This is a genomic window from Neobacillus muris (assembly GCF_943193175.1).
GTDB lineage: Bacteria > Bacillota > Bacilli > Bacillales > Cytobacillaceae > Neobacillus > Neobacillus muris.
On sequence record NZ_CALPDF010000027.1, the window covers coordinates 17114 to 36316 of the forward strand.

At 40.3% G+C, this 19203-nt stretch carries 21 protein-coding genes; 15 read left to right on the plus strand and 6 right to left on the minus strand.

Features of this window, described 5'->3' with window-relative positions; translation table 11 throughout:
- Positions 1-129: 129 nt before the first annotated feature.
- The gene (locus NFS43_RS16265; protein WP_251553799.1) at positions 130-390 is read right to left on the minus strand and encodes a hypothetical protein; all 261 of its coding nucleotides are present in this window, start codon (positions 388-390) and stop codon (positions 130-132) included.
- 177 nt (positions 391-567) lie between these two features.
- Between NFS43_RS16265 and NFS43_RS16270 the strand changes: the two genes are divergently transcribed.
- The 4 genes from NFS43_RS16270 to NFS43_RS16285 all read left to right on the plus strand — a co-directional run bounded on the left by NFS43_RS16270 (position 568) and on the right by NFS43_RS16285 (position 4192).
- Positions 568-2148, plus strand: a complete 1581-nt coding sequence (locus NFS43_RS16270) for a peptide chain release factor 3 (RefSeq protein WP_251553845.1) — start codon at positions 568-570, stop codon at positions 2146-2148.
- A 192-nt stretch (positions 2149-2340) separates the two neighbouring features.
- Positions 2341-3084 carry an RNA polymerase sigma factor SigI gene (gene sigI, locus NFS43_RS16275; RefSeq protein ID WP_251553801.1) on the plus strand — a complete coding sequence of 248 codons (744 nt, stop codon included), beginning with the start codon at positions 2341-2343 and terminating at the stop codon, positions 3082-3084.
- Positions 3081-3650: an anti-sigma factor domain-containing protein gene (locus NFS43_RS16280; RefSeq protein ID WP_251553802.1), complete on the plus strand. Its 570-nt coding sequence runs from the start codon at positions 3081-3083 to the stop codon at positions 3648-3650. Before sigI ends, NFS43_RS16280 begins: the two co-directional genes overlap by 4 nt.
- Entirely contained in the window at positions 3611-4192 is a 582-nt protein-coding gene (locus NFS43_RS16285) for a hypothetical protein (RefSeq protein ID WP_251553803.1), read from the plus strand. The genes NFS43_RS16280 and NFS43_RS16285 overlap by 40 nt, the downstream gene beginning before the upstream one ends.
- A gap of 47 nt (positions 4193-4239) precedes the next feature.
- Here NFS43_RS16285 and NFS43_RS16290 read toward each other — a convergent pair whose 3' ends face one another.
- Together NFS43_RS16290 and NFS43_RS16295 are read right to left on the minus strand one after the other, a co-directional pair.
- A complete protein-coding gene (locus NFS43_RS16290) occupies positions 4240-4440 on the minus strand; it encodes an alpha/beta-type small acid-soluble spore protein (protein WP_042457375.1) in 201 nt (66 codons plus the stop codon).
- 99 nt (positions 4441-4539) lie between these two features.
- Positions 4540-4893: a DUF3905 domain-containing protein gene (locus NFS43_RS16295; RefSeq protein ID WP_251553804.1), complete on the minus strand. Its 354-nt coding sequence runs from the start codon at positions 4891-4893 to the stop codon at positions 4540-4542.
- Positions 4894-5025: 132 nt separating this feature from the next.
- On the opposite strand from NFS43_RS16295, the gene NFS43_RS16300 reads away from it, so the two are divergent.
- Positions 5026-5187 carry a hypothetical protein gene (locus NFS43_RS16300; protein ID WP_251553805.1) on the plus strand — a complete coding sequence of 54 codons (162 nt, stop codon included), beginning with the start codon at positions 5026-5028 and terminating at the stop codon, positions 5185-5187.
- On the plus strand, positions 5188-5325 hold the full coding sequence (locus tag NFS43_RS16305) for a hypothetical protein (protein WP_251553806.1): 138 nt from the start codon (positions 5188-5190) through the stop codon (positions 5323-5325).
- 39 nt (positions 5326-5364) lie between these two features.
- Here NFS43_RS16305 and NFS43_RS16310 read toward each other — a convergent pair whose 3' ends face one another.
- Entirely contained in the window at positions 5365-7110 is a 1746-nt protein-coding gene (locus tag NFS43_RS16310; RefSeq protein WP_251553807.1) for a B12-binding domain-containing radical SAM protein, read from the minus strand.
- Positions 7111-7453: 343 nt separating this feature from the next.
- Here NFS43_RS16310 and NFS43_RS16315 point away from each other — a divergent pair, with 343 nt between their 5' ends.
- The 8 genes from NFS43_RS16315 to NFS43_RS16350 all read left to right on the plus strand — a co-directional run bounded on the left by NFS43_RS16315 (position 7454) and on the right by NFS43_RS16350 (position 16598).
- Positions 7454-8467 carry a 2-oxoacid:acceptor oxidoreductase family protein gene (locus tag NFS43_RS16315; RefSeq protein WP_251553808.1) on the plus strand — a complete coding sequence of 338 codons (1014 nt, stop codon included), beginning with the start codon at positions 7454-7456 and terminating at the stop codon, positions 8465-8467.
- Positions 8467-10761 carry a thiamine pyrophosphate-dependent enzyme gene (locus tag NFS43_RS16320; protein ID WP_251553809.1) on the plus strand — a complete coding sequence of 765 codons (2295 nt, stop codon included), beginning with the start codon at positions 8467-8469 and terminating at the stop codon, positions 10759-10761. Before NFS43_RS16315 ends, NFS43_RS16320 begins: the two co-directional genes overlap by 1 nt.
- A 167-nt stretch (positions 10762-10928) precedes the next feature.
- Positions 10929-12050 (plus strand): ATP-binding protein, encoded by a 1122-nt coding sequence (locus NFS43_RS16325; protein WP_251553810.1) that lies wholly within the window; start codon positions 10929-10931, stop codon positions 12048-12050.
- A 373-nt stretch (positions 12051-12423) separates the two neighbouring features.
- On the plus strand, positions 12424-12684 hold the full coding sequence (locus NFS43_RS16330; protein ID WP_251553811.1) for an aspartyl-phosphate phosphatase Spo0E family protein: 261 nt from the start codon (positions 12424-12426) through the stop codon (positions 12682-12684).
- Positions 12685-13136: 452 nt separating this feature from the next.
- Positions 13137-13961: an electron transfer flavoprotein subunit beta/FixA family protein gene (locus NFS43_RS16335; RefSeq protein ID WP_251553812.1), complete on the plus strand. Its 825-nt coding sequence runs from the start codon at positions 13137-13139 to the stop codon at positions 13959-13961.
- Between the two features lie 33 nt (positions 13962-13994).
- Positions 13995-15026, plus strand: a complete 1032-nt coding sequence (locus tag NFS43_RS16340; RefSeq protein WP_251553813.1) for an electron transfer flavoprotein subunit alpha/FixB family protein — start codon at positions 13995-13997, stop codon at positions 15024-15026.
- Positions 15019-16314, plus strand: coding sequence for an FAD-dependent oxidoreductase (locus NFS43_RS16345; RefSeq protein WP_251553846.1), 1296 nt, complete (start codon positions 15019-15021; stop codon positions 16312-16314). Before NFS43_RS16340 ends, NFS43_RS16345 begins: the two co-directional genes overlap by 8 nt.
- Positions 16314-16598, plus strand: a complete 285-nt coding sequence (locus tag NFS43_RS16350) for a ferredoxin family protein (protein WP_098526926.1) — start codon at positions 16314-16316, stop codon at positions 16596-16598. Before NFS43_RS16345 ends, NFS43_RS16350 begins: the two co-directional genes overlap by 1 nt.
- Before the next feature lie 180 nt (positions 16599-16778).
- Here the strand turns inward: NFS43_RS16350 and NFS43_RS16355 are convergent, their stop codons facing one another.
- Both NFS43_RS16355 and NFS43_RS16360 read right to left on the minus strand, forming a co-directional pair.
- Positions 16779-17123 (minus strand): hypothetical protein, encoded by a 345-nt coding sequence (locus NFS43_RS16355; RefSeq protein WP_251553814.1) that lies wholly within the window; start codon positions 17121-17123, stop codon positions 16779-16781.
- 123 nt (positions 17124-17246) lie between these two features.
- Positions 17247-18485: an MFS transporter gene (locus NFS43_RS16360; RefSeq protein WP_251553815.1), complete on the minus strand. Its 1239-nt coding sequence runs from the start codon at positions 18483-18485 to the stop codon at positions 17247-17249.
- 217 nt (positions 18486-18702) lie between these two features.
- Here NFS43_RS16360 and NFS43_RS16365 point away from each other — a divergent pair, with 217 nt between their 5' ends.
- A complete protein-coding gene (locus tag NFS43_RS16365; protein ID WP_251553816.1) occupies positions 18703-19143 on the plus strand; it encodes a MarR family winged helix-turn-helix transcriptional regulator in 441 nt (146 codons plus the stop codon).
- Positions 19144-19203 lie beyond the last annotated feature (60 nt).

The following is a 19203-nucleotide window of genomic DNA, read 5'->3' on the forward strand; positions in this document are numbered from 1 at the left end:
AGTGGGAGGATCCAGAACAGATTTTATTCAATAGGTTGTTTTCAAAATGGAGCGGAAATCAACAAGCAAGTTTTAACTAACCTTTCAGTAAAAAACACTTACTCCTATTGAAAGTAAGTGTCCGTGGTGTTAAGAAAGCAGTCGAAGGTGTGGAATGATGGGTGTCAAGACGCTCTGGGCAAGCGTGCCATAAGTCACCCCGATACTGGAGGCTTTGCTCCACTTAAATACATGAACCTTTTCATCTTTTCCTTCATACAAAAATAACAGCTCATCGTCCTGCTCGGCGATTCCAATATTTATGTATGGCACATGATTTTGTTCAAGAACAATTTGAAATGCCTTCTGCAATAATTCAACAGTTAATTTATCAATTTTTGTAATGACCATATTGCCTCCTAATTGTATTACACCAGTCTTAACTATAAGGTTATTATAATCTGTATAGCTATCAGTTAAAAGAAATAATCTTTTGCAGACAACAGAAATATTGCAAAGTTCACGATTGCGAGATATGATTGATTTTATGGATAAAATGATTAATTAATGAATAGAAAGGAAGACAAGATGGGTAGCAATTTTAAACAAGAAGTATTATCCCGTCGGACTTTTGCGATTATTTCCCACCCGGATGCAGGGAAAACAACCCTTACCGAAAAGCTATTATTATTTGGCGGTGCCATTCGGGATGCAGGAACGGTAAAAGCAAAGAAAACAGGGAAGTTTGCAACTAGTGACTGGATGGAGATTGAAAAGCAGCGGGGAATTTCCGTTACATCCAGTGTGATGCAATTTGATTATGATGGATTCCGCGTTAATATTTTAGATACTCCTGGCCACCAGGATTTCAGTGAAGATACGTACCGGACCTTAATGGCCGTGGACAGCGCCGTTATGATTATTGATTCAGCCAAAGGGATTGAGGAGCAAACGCTGAAGCTATTTAAAGTTTGCCGCATGAGGGGCATTCCGATCTTTACTTTTATGAACAAACTCGACCGGCAGGGGAAAACTCCGCTTGAACTCCTTGCTGAATTGGAGGAAGTTCTGGGAATTGAATCTTACCCAATGAATTGGCCGATTGGAATGGGTAAAGAATTTCTTGGCATATACGACCGTTATTATCATCGTGTTGAACAATTCAGGGTGGAGGAGGATGAACGGTTTATACCTCTAAATGAGGATGGGGAAATTGAGGGGGATCATCCGATCAAATCCTCCGGGCTTTATGATCAAACTCTGGAAGAAATTATGCTGCTGGATGAAGCTGGGAACGAATTCTCAGCGGAAAAAGTTGCTGCTGGAACATTGACCCCAGTTTTCTTTGGCAGTGCCCTGACCAACTTTGGTGTCCAAACATTCCTTGAAACGTATTTACAGTTTGCTCCGCCTCCTAAGCCAAGGAAATCATCTAACGGTGAAGTGGACCCGCTTTCTGAACAATTTTCAGGTTTCGTATTTAAAATACAGGCCAATATGAATCCGGCTCACCGGGACCGAATTGCGTTTGTGCGGATATGCTCAGGGAAATTCGAGCGGGGCATGTCAGTGAATCTTCCACGAATAGGAAAGCAATTAAAGCTATCCCAATCCACTTCTTTTATGGCAGAAGAACGGAATACAGTGGAAGAGGCGGTCAGCGGCGATATCATAGGACTGTATGATACCGGCACCTACCAAATAGGCGACACGCTGACAGCCGGCAAAAATGATTTTCAATTTGAGAGATTGCCTCAATTTACCCCAGAGCTCTATGTCAGGGTATCAGCAAAAAATGTCATGAAACAGAAGTCATTTTATAAGGGACTCCACCAGCTCGTTCAGGAGGGAGCTATCCAGCTGTTCAAAACAGTCAAAACGGACGAATATTTGTTAGGAGCCGTCGGCCAGCTTCAGTTTGAAGTATTTGAACACCGGATGAGAAATGAATACAATGCTGAGGTCCTAATGGAGCGGTTAGGTTCCAAAATGGCCAGATGGATTGAAAACAACGAAGTGGACGAAAACTTATCAAGCTCACGGAGTTTATTGGTAAAAGACCGGTTTGACAACTTTGTATTCTTGTTTGAAAACGACTTTGCCCTCCGCTGGTTCCAAGAGAAGAATCCGAATGTGAAGCTCTATAATCCTATGGACCAGCATGATTGATCATAGCAATAACTATTTTGGCGGGAGCTTTCCCGCCAATTTTTGTTTTTATCGTGAAATAATTTTTTTATACCCCCATAACCTGAATGTAATGATCGTAATTTTGTAGTAAAAGTAGGCCTAAATTGGCTCACCACCGTAAAGACCAAAGCAGCTATCCTATGGTATAATTGGTCGAATAGAGGTGAGCAAATGCTAAGTTTATTGTTTTTGGCCAAGAAGAAAAAGACTTTAGAGGAAACGGTTTCCTTGATCCAAGAGGGCGATCAGTCATTACGAAATGAATTGATTGATTCTTACAAACCATTTATTGCAAAAACAGTTTCTTCTGTATGCAAACGATATATTTATGAAACGGATGATGAATTTAGCATAGGCCTGATTGCATTTAATGAAGCCATTGAAAAGTATTCCCCGGAACGCGGAAAGTCGCTGCTTAGTTTTTCCGAGGTGATTATAAAACGAAGAATAATCGACTATATTAGAAAACAATCTAAAAATCAGCATATAAGCATTGATATTACCAGTCCTTCACAAGAAGAAGATACTCCTGGAAATGCGATTGTAAATGAGCTTTCTCTGGATCATTTTCATAAAAAAAATGACGAAGTCTTACGAAAAGAAGAGATACTTCGTTTTCAGTCACTCCTTGCCGATTTTGATGTGAGCTTCAGTGACTTGGTGGAGAATGCTCCAAAGCATGCGGATGCAAGAAAAAATGCTATCGAGATGGCAAAATTGTTAGTTGAAAATCAAGAGTTGAAATTAATGCTGCTGGAAAAAAAACGGCTTCCGATTAAACAATTAGAAAAATTGGTAGATGTGAGCAGAAAAACGATTGAAAGGAACCGTAAGTATATCATTGCGATTGCCCTTATATTGTCGGGGGATTTTGTCTATATGAAGGACTATATAAAAGGGGTGTTGGAACCATGAAAAAGGGAATTGTTATGCAAATAGATGACGGATTTCTAACGCTTTTAACCCCTGAAGGAGAATTCTTGAGGGCAAAGAAACAGGATCAGGCTTATTCAGTTGGAGAGGAAATTTTATTTTTTCCCATTGAAATTAAAACAATAAAATTTTCTTTATTTTCGAGGGCCAACTTATTGAAACCCCTCTTGATAGCAGCTGCTGCATTTTTTATTTTTATCGCTTCAGCGTTTCCTTTGTACCAGAATAATAAGGCTTATGCCTATATGTCGATTGACGTAAATCCAAGTATCGAACTCGGGGTTAATAAGAAATTGCAGGTTGTCGAGATAACCGGTTTTAATAAAGAGGGCAAAGAGGTTATTTCACATCTCAAAGGCTGGAAAAAGAAGGATGTTTCTACGGTAACCGCAAAAATTATCGATGAAATCAAAGCGGAAGGGTACCTAGAGAATAAAAAACAAATTGTCATTTCAACGGTTGTACCCGAACAGTCGGAAGTAAAATTGGAAAAAAGCTGGAAGGCGATTTGCAAGAAATTAAATCGACTGTTACTGATCAGCAATTAGAGCTAAAGGTTGTATCTGGAACTAAATCGGATCTTGAAAAAGCTCATAATCTTGGAATGACCACTGGCAAATACCAGTTGGCTCATACCGATGATAATAAAGGGGAAAATAAGAAAAACAGCCATCCCAAAATGGAAACAAGCCCTCAACAAAGCACAAATTCTTCGGCTAACCAGGAAGCAGCAAGTGGCACTGCGCCGCCCGGGCAGGCAAAAAAACAGACAGAACCAAGCGTGCCTCAAAATCCTAATCCTTCCGCTAGTAGTACGCCCCATAATGGGAGCGAGAATGAAACCCATCCTGAAAAAAGCAATATCCCACAGGGGCAAATGAAGAAGTGGGGAGAACAGTCAGTTAAACAAAATCCAGGCCAGATCAAAAAACAAAATAACGGCAATATTCAACAGGGCCAAATGAAAAAGCCACAACCACAGACCTTTAGGCAGAACTCAGGTCAAATCAAAAAACAAGAAAATTGGAATAAAGCTCCATCTGGCGGAAAAAATCAACCAAAGAGGTTTGAAAATAATAACAAAAAATAAGCAAAGTCCGGCCAAAACGCCGGACTGTTTTTTTTCCATATATAGCATTATTGTTGTGAAAATTGTCCCGAAAGATCCGCTTGAGCTTGTTGTACCAGCCTTTTGGTGATTTCGCCGCCTACTGATCCATTAGCCCGCGAAACCGTATCAGACCCAAGCTGAACCCCGAATTCCTGAGCAATTTCATACTTAACTTGTTCCAAATATTGTTCGACACCAGGCACTAATAATTTATTTCTATTTGGCATTTTCCTTCACTCCTTATAGTCTCAGAGGCAATACTCTCTGTAGGGATATTATTTTATATTTCCTTATGGTTCATAAGTGGTAAAGATTATCGATTATGGTTAATCACTGCCCTTGCTTACATCAATAGTTGGATGCATAAACGGAAAAGCCTGCGGTTTCCTTTTGCTTTCAAGCAGTTCATGGTTTTCCGATGTATTCCATCCAATATCATTGGTTGGGTGCACCCATTCCTCTCCCGACATAATAGCCGGGTCAGTCTCCTTTGACCAGTTCTCCAATGGTGAATTTTCTGATGAGTAGCTGCTATCACCGATCACTACACCATGTTTATTTACGAATGGCGGTTTCATTTTAATGCCTGTCCCCTTAAAACTGGGTGCATTTATTTGGTGAGGCATTGTATCATCAATACTGACCTTCTCGGTTGTAAACTTGCTTTGTTCTTTTTTCAACCATTGTCACCTCTGATTATATATTCTGCAGATTTTTCAATAATTATTTTAGAAAAATCAGCCAGAGAATGATTAACAGGATTTTGTTTCACAATATAGCTGTATCTATCTTTCAGGGAGGTGGTTTTCAAGATGGCAAAAAGAAAAGCAGAATTTGATGCAGTAGATAAATACAGTAAAACACCAAAGAAAAATATCCAGGAAAGTGAATTTTCAGCGGAGTTTACCCATGATGACAATGCCATTCGGTTTCAAAATCGAAATTCTAAATTAGGCAAAAAGGGAAGAAGTTAAATGAAAGGCCGACGTAAAACACCGCCAAGAATACCCGTAGAGGAATTTAGTGTTGAATATGGCGATGTCAATGGGATTCCTCTTCATGAAACAAAATCCGCTAGGACGAATAAACGAGCCAAAACAAAACGGGGGTGACTTATAGTCACCCTCGAGTAAAAAACATATTATTTTTCCTTAAGGCAGGATAAATGGAAAGATAACTGTTTGGTTATGGACAGGGTCAAAGTAAGCCAGTAAACAGGATGGCTGTTTTACAATGGTTCCTGTCATTAAATACCTGGTTATATCGAATGAAATCTCCTCTAGCATCGTATGTTTATATAAATCTTTTTCATCGAGCCCGAGACGGACAAAACTCTCCCCTAATGAAGCAGGATTGTTTATGATGTGATTGTAAAGGCTGATTCGGCGAGATTTATCATATGAAGCATTCCACCATGGTTTTCTTGGTTTATATTTATGGTTTTTCAAATAATCATACTTCATGAGCCCTTCGATTACCTGTAAATCAGGGACCTGTTTCTCCGTTAGAAATGAGCCCAACCGGCGGTATAAATCCTCAAGCTGGTGCCCAATTCTCGACCAGCCCTGCCCATCCCAATAAGAACCAAATTCTTGGAAGAAATCAAACGGAGAAGAAAAACTATTAGACACTAAATATTCGATGGCTGTGTCCATACGGTGGTCATTCCAATATTTTTCTAATACATCCTCCACTTGTTTAATCCTGATTATGTCACCATAGGAAAGTACGTTATTTCCTAAGACTTCATATGGAGAATGATCCATATAGACATATTGATGCTCATGAGCCCTCAGGCGTACCCCTGTTCCCCGCAGCATTTTTAAAAAGCCTAATTGCAGTTCTTCTGGGCGCAATTCAAAAACATCATTAAAGGTTTTTCGGAAGGAAGCATAGTCTTCTTCTGGAAGACCGGCAATCAAATCAAGATGCTGATCAATTTTTCCACCGTCTTTCACCATTGATACAGTTCTGGTCAATTTGGCAAAGTTCTGCTTTCTCATGACAAGTTCATTGGTATCATCATTCGTTGACTGTACGCCAATTTCAAAACGGAATAGTCCCTTCGGTGCTTCTTGATTCAAAAATTCAATCACCTCAGGACGCATAATATCTGCAGTAATCTCAAATTGGAATACTGTGCCTGGATGATGTTCGTCAATGAGAAAACGGAACATTTCCAAAGCATAGCTTCTGCTGATATTGAATGTCCGGTCCACAAATTTAATGGTTTTTGCGCCATTTTCCATTAAGTACCGAATATCGGCCTTAATCTTTTCCCGGTCAAAATACCGCACGCCTATTTCAATAGAAGAAAGGCAAAATTGGCAGTTAAATGGGCAGCCGCGGCTTGTTTCAATATAGGTCACCCGTTTGCTTAAATGGGGAGCATCTTCAGGAAAACGATAGGGAGAAGGGAGCTCCTTCAGGTCTAATTTATTCCTTTGTGGAGTGATCACGATTTCGTTATTTTCACGAAAAGCAGCTCCGTGGACATTTCGAAAATTCCTTGTTGATGTTAATTCAGTGAGCAGCTGTTTAAAGGTTTGCTCCCCTTCACCCATCACAATAAAGTCGATATCTGGGCATTTTTCCATCCATTCCATTGTGTCATAGGATACTTCAGGTCCCCCAAGGACAATGGTAATCGAAGGGTCAATTTTTTTTAGGAGATTGACCACTTTTAAGGTTTCTTCGATATTCCAAATATAGCAGCTAAATCCAATGACAGATGGCTTTTGCTGGTAAAGGTCTGAAACGATATTTAAAATGGGATCTTTAATTGTGTACTCTTTGATGTCAATGTCAAATTCTGGAGCGGCATATGCTTTTAAATACCGAATTGCAAGGTTTGTGTGGATGTATTTTGCATTCAAGGTCGAACAAATTACATTCATGATTAAGCCCCTTTTCTATTATAAAACAACGAATTATTATAGCTTATTTTTAATGAAAAAGATAGCACTTAGAGCGTTTCCTGTTTGGGTGAAAAGCAAGAATAAGACGAATTCTTTTGTGTGTTATATAACAATTTGAATCTCTGTTATATTTTTATTTTAATCAATAAAGCCATACTAGATAACTGGTTTTAGAAAAGAATCCAAAGTGTTATAAAATTTTTTTGTGGATGTTTGACTTTTGTCACAGATAATGAATCGAATAAAGCCTACAATAGATTTGGATAAGTCAAAAACTTAAGTCTTTTTCGTGAATCTTTTACGAAATAGGGGGAGGGACAGTATGTCTATATTGCCAAAGAAGAATGAGTTAGGATTCTTTGAAATCCGCTTAGAATCGATAGGTGGTTTAGGTGCGAACCTTGCTGGGAAAATGTTAGCGGAGGCTGGAGTATTAGGACTTGGGTTAAACGGATCCAATTTCTCATCCTACGGTTCAGAGAAAAAAGGGACACCTGTGAAAAGTTTTATCCGTTTCTGCGAACCGGATGTGGAAATCCGCGACCATAGTCCAATTGAACAGCCTCATGTTGTCGGAGTATTTCATGAAGCTTTATACAAAACAGTCAATGTTGTCAGCGGCCTGGATGCTGAAGGAATTGTGCTGGTGAATAGCACAAGAGAATTTGATGATGTGAAAAGCGACCTGCATCTTGAGTATGGCACTTTAGCGATAGTAGATGCGCTGGGAATTGCAGTGGAAGAAAAAACAAAAGTAAATACAGCCATGCTTGGCGCCTTATTCCGGATTTGCGATTTTCTTGATCCAGAAGCCATGAAAAAAGTCATTACCAGGACATTTGAAAAGAAATATCCACATCTTGTTGAACCGAATCTGCGCACATTTGAGCGTGGATATAATGAGGTTCAGTTTAAATCCTATGAAGTTCCTGTTGATGCACAAGGCAAAGCCTTTAAACGCCCGCTCCCTGCGCTTGGCTATTTGACACAGGAGCTTGGCGGGGCCATACCTGCGCAAGCGAATAGTATTTTAAAAGATTTAAGCGGTTCCCGTCAAGGCTTCCTTCCTGAGCTAAAATTAGAAAAATGTATCAACTGTGCTGCATGTGATAATGTTTGTCCGGATTTCTGTTTTGTGTGGGAAGAGGGCGAAGATAAACGCGGCAGGAAACAAATGTTTTTGAAAGGGATCGATTATCAATATTGTAAGGGCTGTTTAAAATGTGTGGAGGCATGTCCGACAGATGCACTTGGTGATTTGCGCGAGATGATCGGCTATGCGGATTCCCACCGAGTCAAGCAAAACTTTCCTTATGTAACAGGGGGGATTTTATAATGGCAATTACAGAGAAGGAATTAACATCACCTGGTGTGGCGGAACAAATATCCACATTTGAATCGGGAAATGAAATGGCCGCCATGGCAGCCGCACAAATTAACTATCATATTATGGGATATTTTCCGATCACGCCATCTACTGAGGTAGCCCAATATTTGGATCAAATGAAGTCACGGGGTGAACATGACATTAAGCTGATCCCAGCTGATGGTGAACATGGTTCTGCCGGTATCTGTTACGGTGCGGCAGCAACGGGTGCCCGTGTATTTAATGCTACAAGTGCCAACGGATTCTTATATATGATTGAACAGCTGCCAGTGCAAGCTGGAACTCGGTTCCCAATGGTAATGAACCTTGTTACGAGGGCTGTGAGCGGACCGCTTGATATTAGAGGGGACCATTCTGATCTGTATTATGGACTAAATACTGGCTGGGTGATTTTAACAGCAAAAACACCTCAAGCAGTTTATGATATGAATATTATGGCATTAAAAGTTGCCGAGCATTCAGAGGTGCGCCTTCCAGTAATTGTTGCCTATGATGGTTTCTGGACCTCTCACCAAAAAAGGAGAGTCCAATATTTTGCTGACCGGAAAGTGGTACAGCAATTCGTAGGGGAATGTCCAACAGAATACAATTTTATTAGAGATCCGCAAAAGCCAGTTACAATCGGTGCCCACATGAATGGGGAGGATCTTATTAATAATCACTTCCAGCAATCCGAAGCCATTTACCGTGCTGGAGAAGTATATAAAGAAGTTGCAGCTGAGTATGCTGCAATATCTGGCAGAAATTATTCAGTTCTGGATTTGTATAAGATGGAAGATGCAGAAGTTGCCTTATTCCTGTTAAACTCTGCGGCTGAATCAGCTAAGGATGTAGTGGATAAACTTCGCAGCCAAGGCATTAAGGCTGGCGTGATCAGCCCAAATATTATCCGGCCATTTCCTGTTAAGGAGATTCAGGATGCATTAAAAAATGTAAAAGCCTTATTAGTAGGGGAACGTGCTGATTCTTACGGTGCACACGGTCCAAACCTTACTCATGAAATTAAATCCGCCCTTCAAGATGATAAAGAAAACAAGACGATTGTTCTAAGCCGTGTATTTGGCCTTGGCGGCAAGGATTTTTACCAAAGTGATGCTGAAGAGTTTTTCTCATTGGCTATTGATGCCATGGAAAAAGGCTATGCCGAAAAACCATTTGATTATTTTGGCCATGTGCCTGGCAATCCGGAGAAGGTTCTGAAGCCTGTCATTGCCCCTCAGCATGGTGATGTATATAAATCGGGCTTAATTGAAGTAAAAATGAACGAAGAAACGAATAAGCTGCAGGTGAAAATCCCTCCTTTGAGAATGCTTGCCTCGAAACCAAAACGGCTTGCTTCCGGGCATGGTGCTTGTCCTGGATGCGGAATCTTTGCCGGTCTGGAATTGTTTTTTAAAGGAATCGAAGGAGATATCGTTACCCTTTTCCAAACGGGGTGCGCTTATGTGACAACGACAGCCTATCCATACAGCTCTCATAAACAGACGATGATGCATAACTTGTTCCAAAATGGAGCAGCCACTTTATCCGGTACGGTTGAAGCGTTTATGGAATTAAAACGCCGAGGTGAAATTCAGGTAGCGGATGATGCGACCTTTATCATGATTACCGGAGACGGGGGAATGGATATCGGCATGGGTTCAGCCATTGGCACAGCTCTTCGGGGGCACAAGCTGATTATGCTGGAATATGATAATGAGGGTTACATGAATACCGGTTCCCAATTATCCTACTCCACCCCGCTTGGCCATATGACAAGTACATCCGGAGTTGGGAAAGCACAGAAGGGGAAAACCTTCCATCATAAAGATACAGTACAAATAATGGCAGCCACGAATATTCCTTATGTATTTACCGGTTCTGAAGCGTTCCCTCAAGATCTGGTGAAAAAGGGAGCTAAGGCTCAATGGTATGCGCAGCATGTTGGTCCAGTTTACGGCAAACTTCTGATTACCTGTCCATTAAACTGGAAATCTGAAGACCGATATGGAACCAAAATTTTGGAGGCTGCTGTTAACTCCTGCTTCTTCCCATTATACGAGGTAGAACAAGGAGTAACTGCCATTACCTACAACCCTGAAGAAAAAAATAAACGAGTTCCAGTTACAGAGTGGTTTAAATATATGGGCAAGACAAAACACCTGTTAAAAGAAGAGAACAAGCCTTTACTTGAAGAATTTGAAACAGAAGTAGAAAAAAGATGGCAGCGCCTAAAAGCGAAACATGACAACCCAAATCTATAAAGAAGGTACAGTTAGAATGAGAATGCAAAGCTGCTAGCAGCTTTGCATTTTTTTTAAGCACAGCTGGCAAAAATTAGTTTTAACATTTAAAGGAATTCATTCTTCCTATGTAGAAATTATAAATATATTTTAAAGCTCGATTTTGTAATAGGCGGGGTGGCATTTCAGTGGAAAAGCAAGTCAATCAGAAAGATGCTGAACCTCTTGATGATTGTGTTATCAGTGTTGAAGGTATAGATGTCAATCAAATATATAAACGGGTATTTGATGTTTCGATTGATGGGCTTGTATTATGGGATAATCAATCTCGGATTATGGATGTAAATCATTCAGCAGAGACGATATTGTACTTGCCTAGAGAAAAGCTGATTGGGAAACAGTTATACGAACCATATTTAGGACAGGAAAATCAAATTCAACAATTGAAGAAACATATCGAAAATACAATTGAAAATGGACGCGATCTTTCTGTTATGGCACTTGAAACTAAATCAGGCAAAAATCGGCATGTGGAGTTTCATTCGCAGCATGATCTATCTGGAAACTTTAACATAACTGTGCTAAAGGATGTTACTGAAATGGCAGTGATGCAGGAGCAGTTAAGCAAATCGGATACTTTGAGTGTTATTGGAGAACTTGCTGCTGGTATCGCTCATGAAATCAGAAATCCTATGACCGCATTAAAGGGGTTTATCCAGCTGCTTGAAGGAAGCATCAAGAAAGAGCATGCCATGTATTATGAAGTCATTACCACCGAACTGCAGCGCATTGATACGATAATTAATGAGTTTTTGCTGTTGGCAAAACCTCAAGCCATTAAGTATCAATTAAAAGACGTTAATCAAATCATGCGTGAAACCATTGATTTGTTAAATGCCCATGCTGTTCTGCATAATATTCAATTTATAACGGAATATGGTGAAGAGCTCCCACCCATTTATTGTGAACCCAATCAGTTAAAAAAGGTCTTTATTAACCTTATCAAAAATGCGATTGAGGTTATGCCGCATGGTGGAAAGATTGCTGTGATGACCAGTCAGGTTAGGGACCGCCAAGGCCGGATTCACATTTCCATTCAAGATGAAGGGAAAGGAATTCCAAAAGAACAACTGAAACGTTTGGGAGAACCATTTTATACTACGAAGGAACGTGGTACAGGACTGGGTTTAATGGTCAGCTATAAAATTATTGAGGACCATAAAGGAACCATTTGGGCAGAAAGCAATGAAGGAAAAGGGACTATTTTCCATATCACTCTGCCGCTTGATTTTCAAACAGGGACAAATTAAAGAAGAGGATGACTCACGATTAGAGTCATTCTTTTTTATTATCAACCTCTATCTCAATGGAACTAGTTATTTTTTCCTAAAGATATCGTGAAAAAATATCAACAAAATACGACTTTTCTACTGTATAATGGATATTTATTCAATAGAAAGGAAGGGAAATGCTAGTTTTTGAATTATGGCATTATTTTGAGGCAGCATGTTTGTCGCAAAAACATGAAATACAATAAATATTTTGTCGAATAATAAGAGAATTAGATTGTTTTGTCTACTTTTGCGATTGTATTTACATTTAGATAAATTCTTGTCATAATTCTTCAAGTAGTCTATTAAATTAATCCATTACAGTAATAGGGTAAAAGGTAGGAGGATAACATTGTACAAGTATAGTAATGGCAGCAGTCATCAGAATAATGAAATTGACATGATTGAACAGATTAAAGCGAAAAGAGAGCTTATGATAAAGAGTGCCAATACATTAGGTTATACTAGTGAGGAAACCGTAAAATACAGCCAAGAGTTAGATGAGTTAATTAACAAGTATCACAAAATTATGGGACAAGCCCCAAGACCAAATGATGAAGTGAAGATTGCGTTCAAGCAAATGATAATGATCTGGCCAAAAGTTTTAGTGTGATGGACAATCATGCAGGCCTTCGTTATAATAAAAGATAACAGCACATGAAAAAAAGTCCATAAAGTCTTCTTCATATAAATGGACGACTCATTTCCCCCATTGCAAGCAAGATTACCGTATTGAACTTGCAACAGAATTTAGAACGATTGATTTATAGACCCTTAAGATTATTCATGATATATATTCTTCCATTAATATATAGTTGTATAAAGGCGCATCTAGGTTCCACTTTTGTAAATTTGATTCCATTCTTACTAATCATTTCATTTCCTCTTAGAAATCACTAATCACATCCACATGATCTTTAAAAATACGTCATTAGAAAAGAAAACAAAATTGTTGGGGAATATGCTTCTATTACGATACATATATCGTTAATAAAAGCATTTTTTATAACCATGCAAGCAAACGCTTTCAGTATCTCAAATGAGATGGAGGAGGGAAATTCCAAAATGCACATTGTTGTATGTGTCAAACAAGTACCCGACACAAAAATTATTAAAATTAATCCAAAAACGAACACTCTTGACCGCCGCAGTGCTCCAGCCATTTTAAATCCTTATGATGCCCATGCTGTACAGGAAGCTGTAAAGATCAGGAAAAAAACAGGCGGGACGATTTCTGTATTGTCAATGGGACCGCCTCAGGCAACCGCCGTCATAAAAAAGAGCATAGAAATCGGTGCAGACAGGGGATACTTAATTACCGACCGTGCCTTTGCGGGAGCCGATACACTGGCAACCAGCTATGCTCTATCTAAAGCATTAGAGAGGATTGGCAAGGAGATTCCCGTTGATATGGTTATTTGCGGCAAGCATGCCATTGATGGAGACACAGGGCAGGTAGGGCCGGGAATAGCCAGAAGGCTCGATATACCGCCAATAACAAATGTGATCGAGGTAACCGAAGTCAACCAGCAGGAAAATACAGTATTAATGAAACGGAAATTATCGAATGGTTATGAATTAATCCAAACAGAACTCCCTTGTCTTATGACAGTAGAAAAAGAGATTAATGATATTGAATATTCCCCATTGCCAAATATGATTAAAGCAGCACGGTATGAACCGATAATTTGGGCAGTGAGTGACCTTGAAAATGTTGACCGCACACAGCTTGGTCTGAAAGGGTCACCGACCATTGTTGGTAAAATGTTTACTCCTCCAAGACCGGAAGGCGGAAAACGAATTGAAGGAACCGCCGATGAGCAAGTAAAGCAGCTAATGGATATTTTGCTGGAAAGTAAGGATTTGTTCACCTTACAAGCTTCTAATTAATGGGGAAAAATCTTTTTGTTGGGAGGGGTATACATGAATTTAGATGATTATCGCGGAGTATGGGTTTTTATTGAACAAAATAATCAAAAAATTGAAGGCGTTTCCCTGGAACTGCTTGGTGCCGGAAGGAGACTCGCTGATAAATTAATGGTTCCATTAGCCGGATTCTTATTAGGCAGCGGAGTTAAACCGTTAGCCAGCCAGGTGATTGCATATGGTGCGGATGAAGTTTATATGATTGACCATCCTGTATTAAAACAATATCGAACAGAATCCTACATGAAAGGTGTTATGCTGCTGGCGCAAAAATATATGCCGGAAATTATTCTCTACGGGGCAACACCAAATGGAAAGGATTTGGCAAGTGCCGTAGCGACAGATTTGGTAACAGGGCTGACAGCTGACACAACAATGCTTGATGCCGATTTGGACAGCCGGCTTCTTGAAGCAAGCCGTCCTGCGTTTGGCGGCAATATCATGGCAACGATTCTTTGTAAAAAACATCGCCCGCAGATGGCAACCGTCCGTCCTAAAGTGATGAAGGCTTTAGAACCGGATTCCAGCAGACTCGGTAAAATTATTGAGGAAAATATTACGCTTCAAGAAGAGGATATGCGTACAAAAGTGCTTCAAATTGTGAATGATGTAACAAAAAAAACCAACTTGGCAGATGCACATGTCATTGTTTGCGGCGGTAAGGGAATGGGGGATATCCAAAATTTCCAACTCATTCATGAGTTTGCCGAAACGATCGGTGCCAGCGTCGGCGGGACAAGGGATGTGGTTGAAGCAGGATGGCTGCCGCACGAACAGCAGATTGGACAGACTGGAGAAACGGTGACTCCTAAAATATATTTTGCCATCGGGATATCTGGAGCGATTCAGCACGTTGTCGGAATGAAAAATTCTGAGTTAATCATCGCTATTAATAAAGATCCTAATGCGCCGATTTTTGATGTAGCAACATACGGAATTGTAGGAGATGCATTGGAAATTGTCCCAAAACTAATCGAGCAATTTGAGCGGCTTAAAAATGAAAAAGGCGGTGAAATTAGCTATGCCTGAAAAGTTTGATGTCATTGTGGTTGGAGCAGGCCCGGCAGGTACGGCATGTGCCTTGACATGTGCACGGGGCGGCCTAAATGTGCTGCTGATCGAAAGAGGAGAGTATCCTGGATCTAAGAATGTTATGGGCGGTGTACTTTACCGAAAGCAAATGGAAGATCTGATTCCAGAGTTTTGGAAAGAAGCGCCGCTGGAACGGCCTGTTATTGAACAGCGGTTTTGGGTAATGGATAAGGAGTCTGTTGCATCGTTTGGTTATAAAGGCCTTGAATGGGGTGTAGAACCTTATAACAATTTCACCGTATTAAGAGCTAAATTTGATCAGTGGTTCGCAGGCAAAGCAGTAGAGGCTGGGGCGCTGCTTATTAATGAAACAGTAGTAACGGAGTGTATTGTGGAGAACGGTAAGGTGGTTGGCGTACGCACCGACCGTCCAGATGGAGAGGTTTATGCTGATGTGGTGGTACTGGCAGATGGGGTGAACTCCCTTTTGTCTAAGCAGCTTGGTTTTCATAAAGAATTTCGCCCTGATGAAGTGGCTTTAACTGTCATGGAAGTGATCAATCTTCCGAAGGATAAGATAAACGAGCGGTTTAATTTGGAAGACAATCAAGGGTGCACAATTGAAATCTTTGGTGATTCAACCAAGGGCAATCTAGGGACGGCATTCCTCTATACCAATAAAGACAGTTTAAATATCGGGGTGGGCACAACCCTATCAAGTATGATCAAAGCGAAATTAAAGCCTTATGACCTTTTGGATCACTTGAAAAATCATCCAATGATAAAACCGCTGCTTGCTGGTGGGGAGTCGGCTGAGTATTTGGCCCACCTTATCCCTGAAGGAGGATACCATTCCGTTCCGAGGGTGGCCGGAAATGGTGTGGTTGTTGTGGGGGATGCAGCCCAGCTGGTCAATGCCATTCATCGTGAAGGCTCGAACATGGCTATGCATTCAGGCCTATTAGCTGCGGAATCGATAATGGAGGCTAAAAACCGGGGAGACTTTAGTGAATCTGCTTTAAATATTTATCGAGATAAATTGTACGATAGTTTTATTATCAAGGATTTAGAAAAATATAAGGATGCCGCCCATACATTTGAAAGGTATCCACAGTATTTTAATGAATACCTGCCGCTCATGAATCAAGCAATGAGTAAATTCTTTACAGTCGATGGCACGCCAAAACGAGAAAAGCAAAAACAAATTATCAAGAGTGTTACAGCGGAAAAAGGAACGCTGCGGGTCCTGCAAGATATCTATCGAGCTTGGAAGGCGGTGAAATAATGTCGACAAAAAATATCGAGGAAAAGCAATATCTCCTGAGATTTAAGTGTGATACCAAATCCCATTTAACGGTGCTTGACCATGATATCTGTATGACAAAATGCCCCGATAAGATATGCACCGTATTTTGCCCGGCTGAAGTTTATAAATGGGAAGGAACCAGAATGCAGGTTGGCTACGAAGGATGCCATGAGTGCGGAAGCTGCCGCATTGGCTGCCCGTATCAGAATATTAAATGGGAATATCCAAAAGGCGGGCATGGAATCGTGTTCCGCTTGGCTTAAACCAGAAATCCCTTAAAAACTTTCTAAAACGTGCTGTTTGCTATTCATGCAAGCAGCATTTTTTATTTTTGAAAATTGTCCAGCTCTAGCACGAAGGCGCATCCACTTTTCTTCTATGTAACTAATTTCACAAGGAATTTCAAAAAGAGGTGAAGCAATAGGGTGAGGAGTTTTGAGGGATTAAGAGATTTTTTCTAACTCGGTAGAGACGGTAAGGTGATCATTTTTGCTTGATGATACAAGGGAAGAGGCAAGCTGAATGGCGTTGTCCATGCATTTTGAGGCGCTTGAAACAAAGAATGGATTCGTCCAGTCGAAATCTCCTTCATGGTCTGCCGGATAAATCGTTACTTTCCAATGAAAGTAAATTTTCGGTTCATAGAGCTGGACCCCTTCTACAGCAATGAGCCAATGGGTGCAAGTCATGCCCATGAAAGCGTCTGATTCATTAAGTGCCAATCTGTCATTTTTTCCAATTGGAACTAGAGCAATTTGATAAAAGTCATGATAATTCGGGGTTTTCAATCAATGGAACCTCCTTTGATAAGTTGTATCTATATTATATGAAATTTTTCACCTTTTTTGAGTTACAAATGTGTAAATTTTTCGAATACTTTACATAAAAATAAGGGCGGCTATAAGCAGCCCTTATTTCGGTTGATTTATTTCTGTTAATTTTTGGTCTGCAGGAAGGAAAAATGCGGTTAAGCCCACTATTGGCAAGATACCCAACGATATAATCATAGTTGGCAGTCCAATCAAATCTGCAATATAGCCCAAGCCGACTGATCCTATTGCGCCCATTCCAAACGCTAGTCCGACCGTCAGGCCTGACATCAAGCCTATTTTCCCTGGAACTAATTCCTGTGCATAGACAACGGTTACGGAAAAACTGGTCATTAAAATAAATCCAGTTAAAACCAAAAGAATGAACGCCATTACAGGCGATACATGAGGAATAAGGATTGAAAGAGGCAGAGTTCCCAGCATAGAGAATGAGATGATATTTTTTTTGCCAAAGCGGTCGGCTAGCGGACCTCCAAAAAACGTTCCAAACGCACCGGCCACTAAAAAGGCAAACAAGAATAACTGTGCTTGTTTAATGGATAGGCTATATTTTTCTATTCCATAAAAGGAGTAAAAATTGGTCATGCCGGAAATATACCAAGATCGCGCAAAAATGAGCAGTAATATGAGTTCGAGTGCGTTTTTAATGTTTCTTTTAAGACCAATTTTTTGTTTTGAGGCGGATGAAGCGGTTCTTTTTGATTGGGCAATGCCTGCTAAATTACCTTGATACCATACAGCGATGTAGATTAATAATAAAACTGCAGCTGCAGCAACAATGCTAAACCATGAGGCTCCTCTTTGGCCTAAAGGGACCAAAATTAAAGCGGTAATTAATGGAGCAAATGCCTGTCCGGTATTTCCTCCGACCTGATAAATGGATTGGGCAAGACCTCTTCGGCTTCCGGCAGCCATAAAAGCAACCCGGGAACCTTCCGGGTGAAACACAGCCGAACCGATTCCGATAAAAATAACCGATAACACCATCATGGTAAAGGTGGGGGAAAATGCCAATCCAAGGATCCCAATCAAACTAAAAGCTAAGCCGACGGGCAGCGCAAAAGGCATTGGACGTTTATCTGTGTAACTCCCCACAACGGGCTGCATGACGGAAGCAACCATATTCAAGGAAAAGGCAATAATGCCGAGCTGGGTGTAGGATAGCCCCATTGACTTTTCAAGAATCGGAAACATCGCTGGTACAACAGACTGTAAGGCGTCATTAAGTAAATGGCAAAATCCCAGAATGATTAGGATTTTATATTGGGTTGAATGATGGGACACTGCCGGATTAGGAGGCAGGGCTGCTTGCTGGGTCATTTATATTCCCCTTTTCAGAAAATTTTTTCTATTTCTATATTACTACTAGATGTTCAGTTGGGAAATAGTTAATTTCTACGATCATGAGGGATTTGCTAAATAGAAGCACCCGAGCAAATTGACAGTGATTGATAAATTTTTTATAATAATTTTGAAATCGAGATATTTAAAAGCAAACGTTCATGCGAATGTTAAAACCATAAAGGGTGGGTTTAAAATGGAAAATGATTCAACTGCGAAATCACTAAAGCTATTTATTGTTCTATCCAGAGCTTATAAAGCTATAAATGAGCATGTCAATAAAGTCATTCAAGCAAATGGGTTAAATCCAACAGAATTTGCTGTCTTAGAGCTTTTATATCATAAGGGGGATCAGCCGCTGCAGCAAATTGGCGGAAAGATTTTGCTTGCAAGCGGGAGCATTACCTATGTGGTAGATAAGCTGGAACAGAAGGGATTGCTGCAAAGGATCGCCTGTCCAAGTGACAGGAGGGTAACCTATGCTTCGATAACGGATGAGGGAAAGGCATTAATTCAGGAAATCTTTCCAGAACATGCAGAGCAAATCAATAAATTAATGTCCAGTCTTACCGATACGGAAAAATTAACAGCCATTGATTTATTGAAAAAATTAGGAATACCTGCGGGAAAATTTTGATGACGGCCACCTGGCCGTTTTTATTTTAAACTGTTGAGTCCATTAGGTATAATGGTATAG

Bases quoted from the DNA above. Each gene is read 5' to 3' on its own strand.
- NFS43_RS16365 (WP_251553816.1), top strand. From the start codon at position 18,703: ATGGAAAATGATTCAACTGCGAAATCACTAAAGCTATTTATTGTTCTA.
- NFS43_RS16345 (WP_251553846.1), top strand. From the start codon at position 15,019: ATGCCTGAAAAGTTTGATGTCATTGTGGTTGGAGCAGGCCCGGCAGGT.
- sigI (WP_251553801.1), top strand. From the start codon at position 2,341: ATGCTAAGTTTATTGTTTTTGGCCAAGAAGAAAAAGACTTTAGAGGAA.
- NFS43_RS16265 (WP_251553799.1), bottom strand. From the start codon at position 390: ATGGTCATTACAAAAATTGATAAATTAACTGTTGAATTATTGCAGAAG.
- NFS43_RS16270 (WP_251553845.1), top strand. From the start codon at position 568: ATGGGTAGCAATTTTAAACAAGAAGTATTATCCCGTCGGACTTTTGCG.
- NFS43_RS16305 (WP_251553806.1), top strand. From the start codon at position 5,188: ATGAAAGGCCGACGTAAAACACCGCCAAGAATACCCGTAGAGGAATTT.
- NFS43_RS16300 (WP_251553805.1), top strand. From the start codon at position 5,026: ATGGCAAAAAGAAAAGCAGAATTTGATGCAGTAGATAAATACAGTAAA.
- NFS43_RS16310 (WP_251553807.1), bottom strand. From the start codon at position 7,110: ATGAATGTAATTTGTTCGACCTTGAATGCAAAATACATCCACACAAAC.
- NFS43_RS16335 (WP_251553812.1), top strand. From the start codon at position 13,137: ATGCACATTGTTGTATGTGTCAAACAAGTACCCGACACAAAAATTATT.
- NFS43_RS16360 (WP_251553815.1), bottom strand. From the start codon at position 18,485: ATGACCCAGCAAGCAGCCCTGCCTCCTAATCCGGCAGTGTCCCATCAT.
- NFS43_RS16315 (WP_251553808.1), top strand. From the start codon at position 7,454: ATGTCTATATTGCCAAAGAAGAATGAGTTAGGATTCTTTGAAATCCGC.
- NFS43_RS16290 (WP_042457375.1), bottom strand. From the start codon at position 4,440: ATGCCAAATAGAAATAAATTATTAGTGCCTGGTGTCGAACAATATTTG.
- NFS43_RS16350 (WP_098526926.1), top strand. From the start codon at position 16,314: ATGTCGACAAAAAATATCGAGGAAAAGCAATATCTCCTGAGATTTAAG.
- NFS43_RS16340 (WP_251553813.1), top strand. From the start codon at position 13,995: ATGAATTTAGATGATTATCGCGGAGTATGGGTTTTTATTGAACAAAAT.
- NFS43_RS16320 (WP_251553809.1), top strand. From the start codon at position 8,467: ATGGCAATTACAGAGAAGGAATTAACATCACCTGGTGTGGCGGAACAA.
- NFS43_RS16280 (WP_251553802.1), top strand. From the start codon at position 3,081: ATGAAAAAGGGAATTGTTATGCAAATAGATGACGGATTTCTAACGCTT.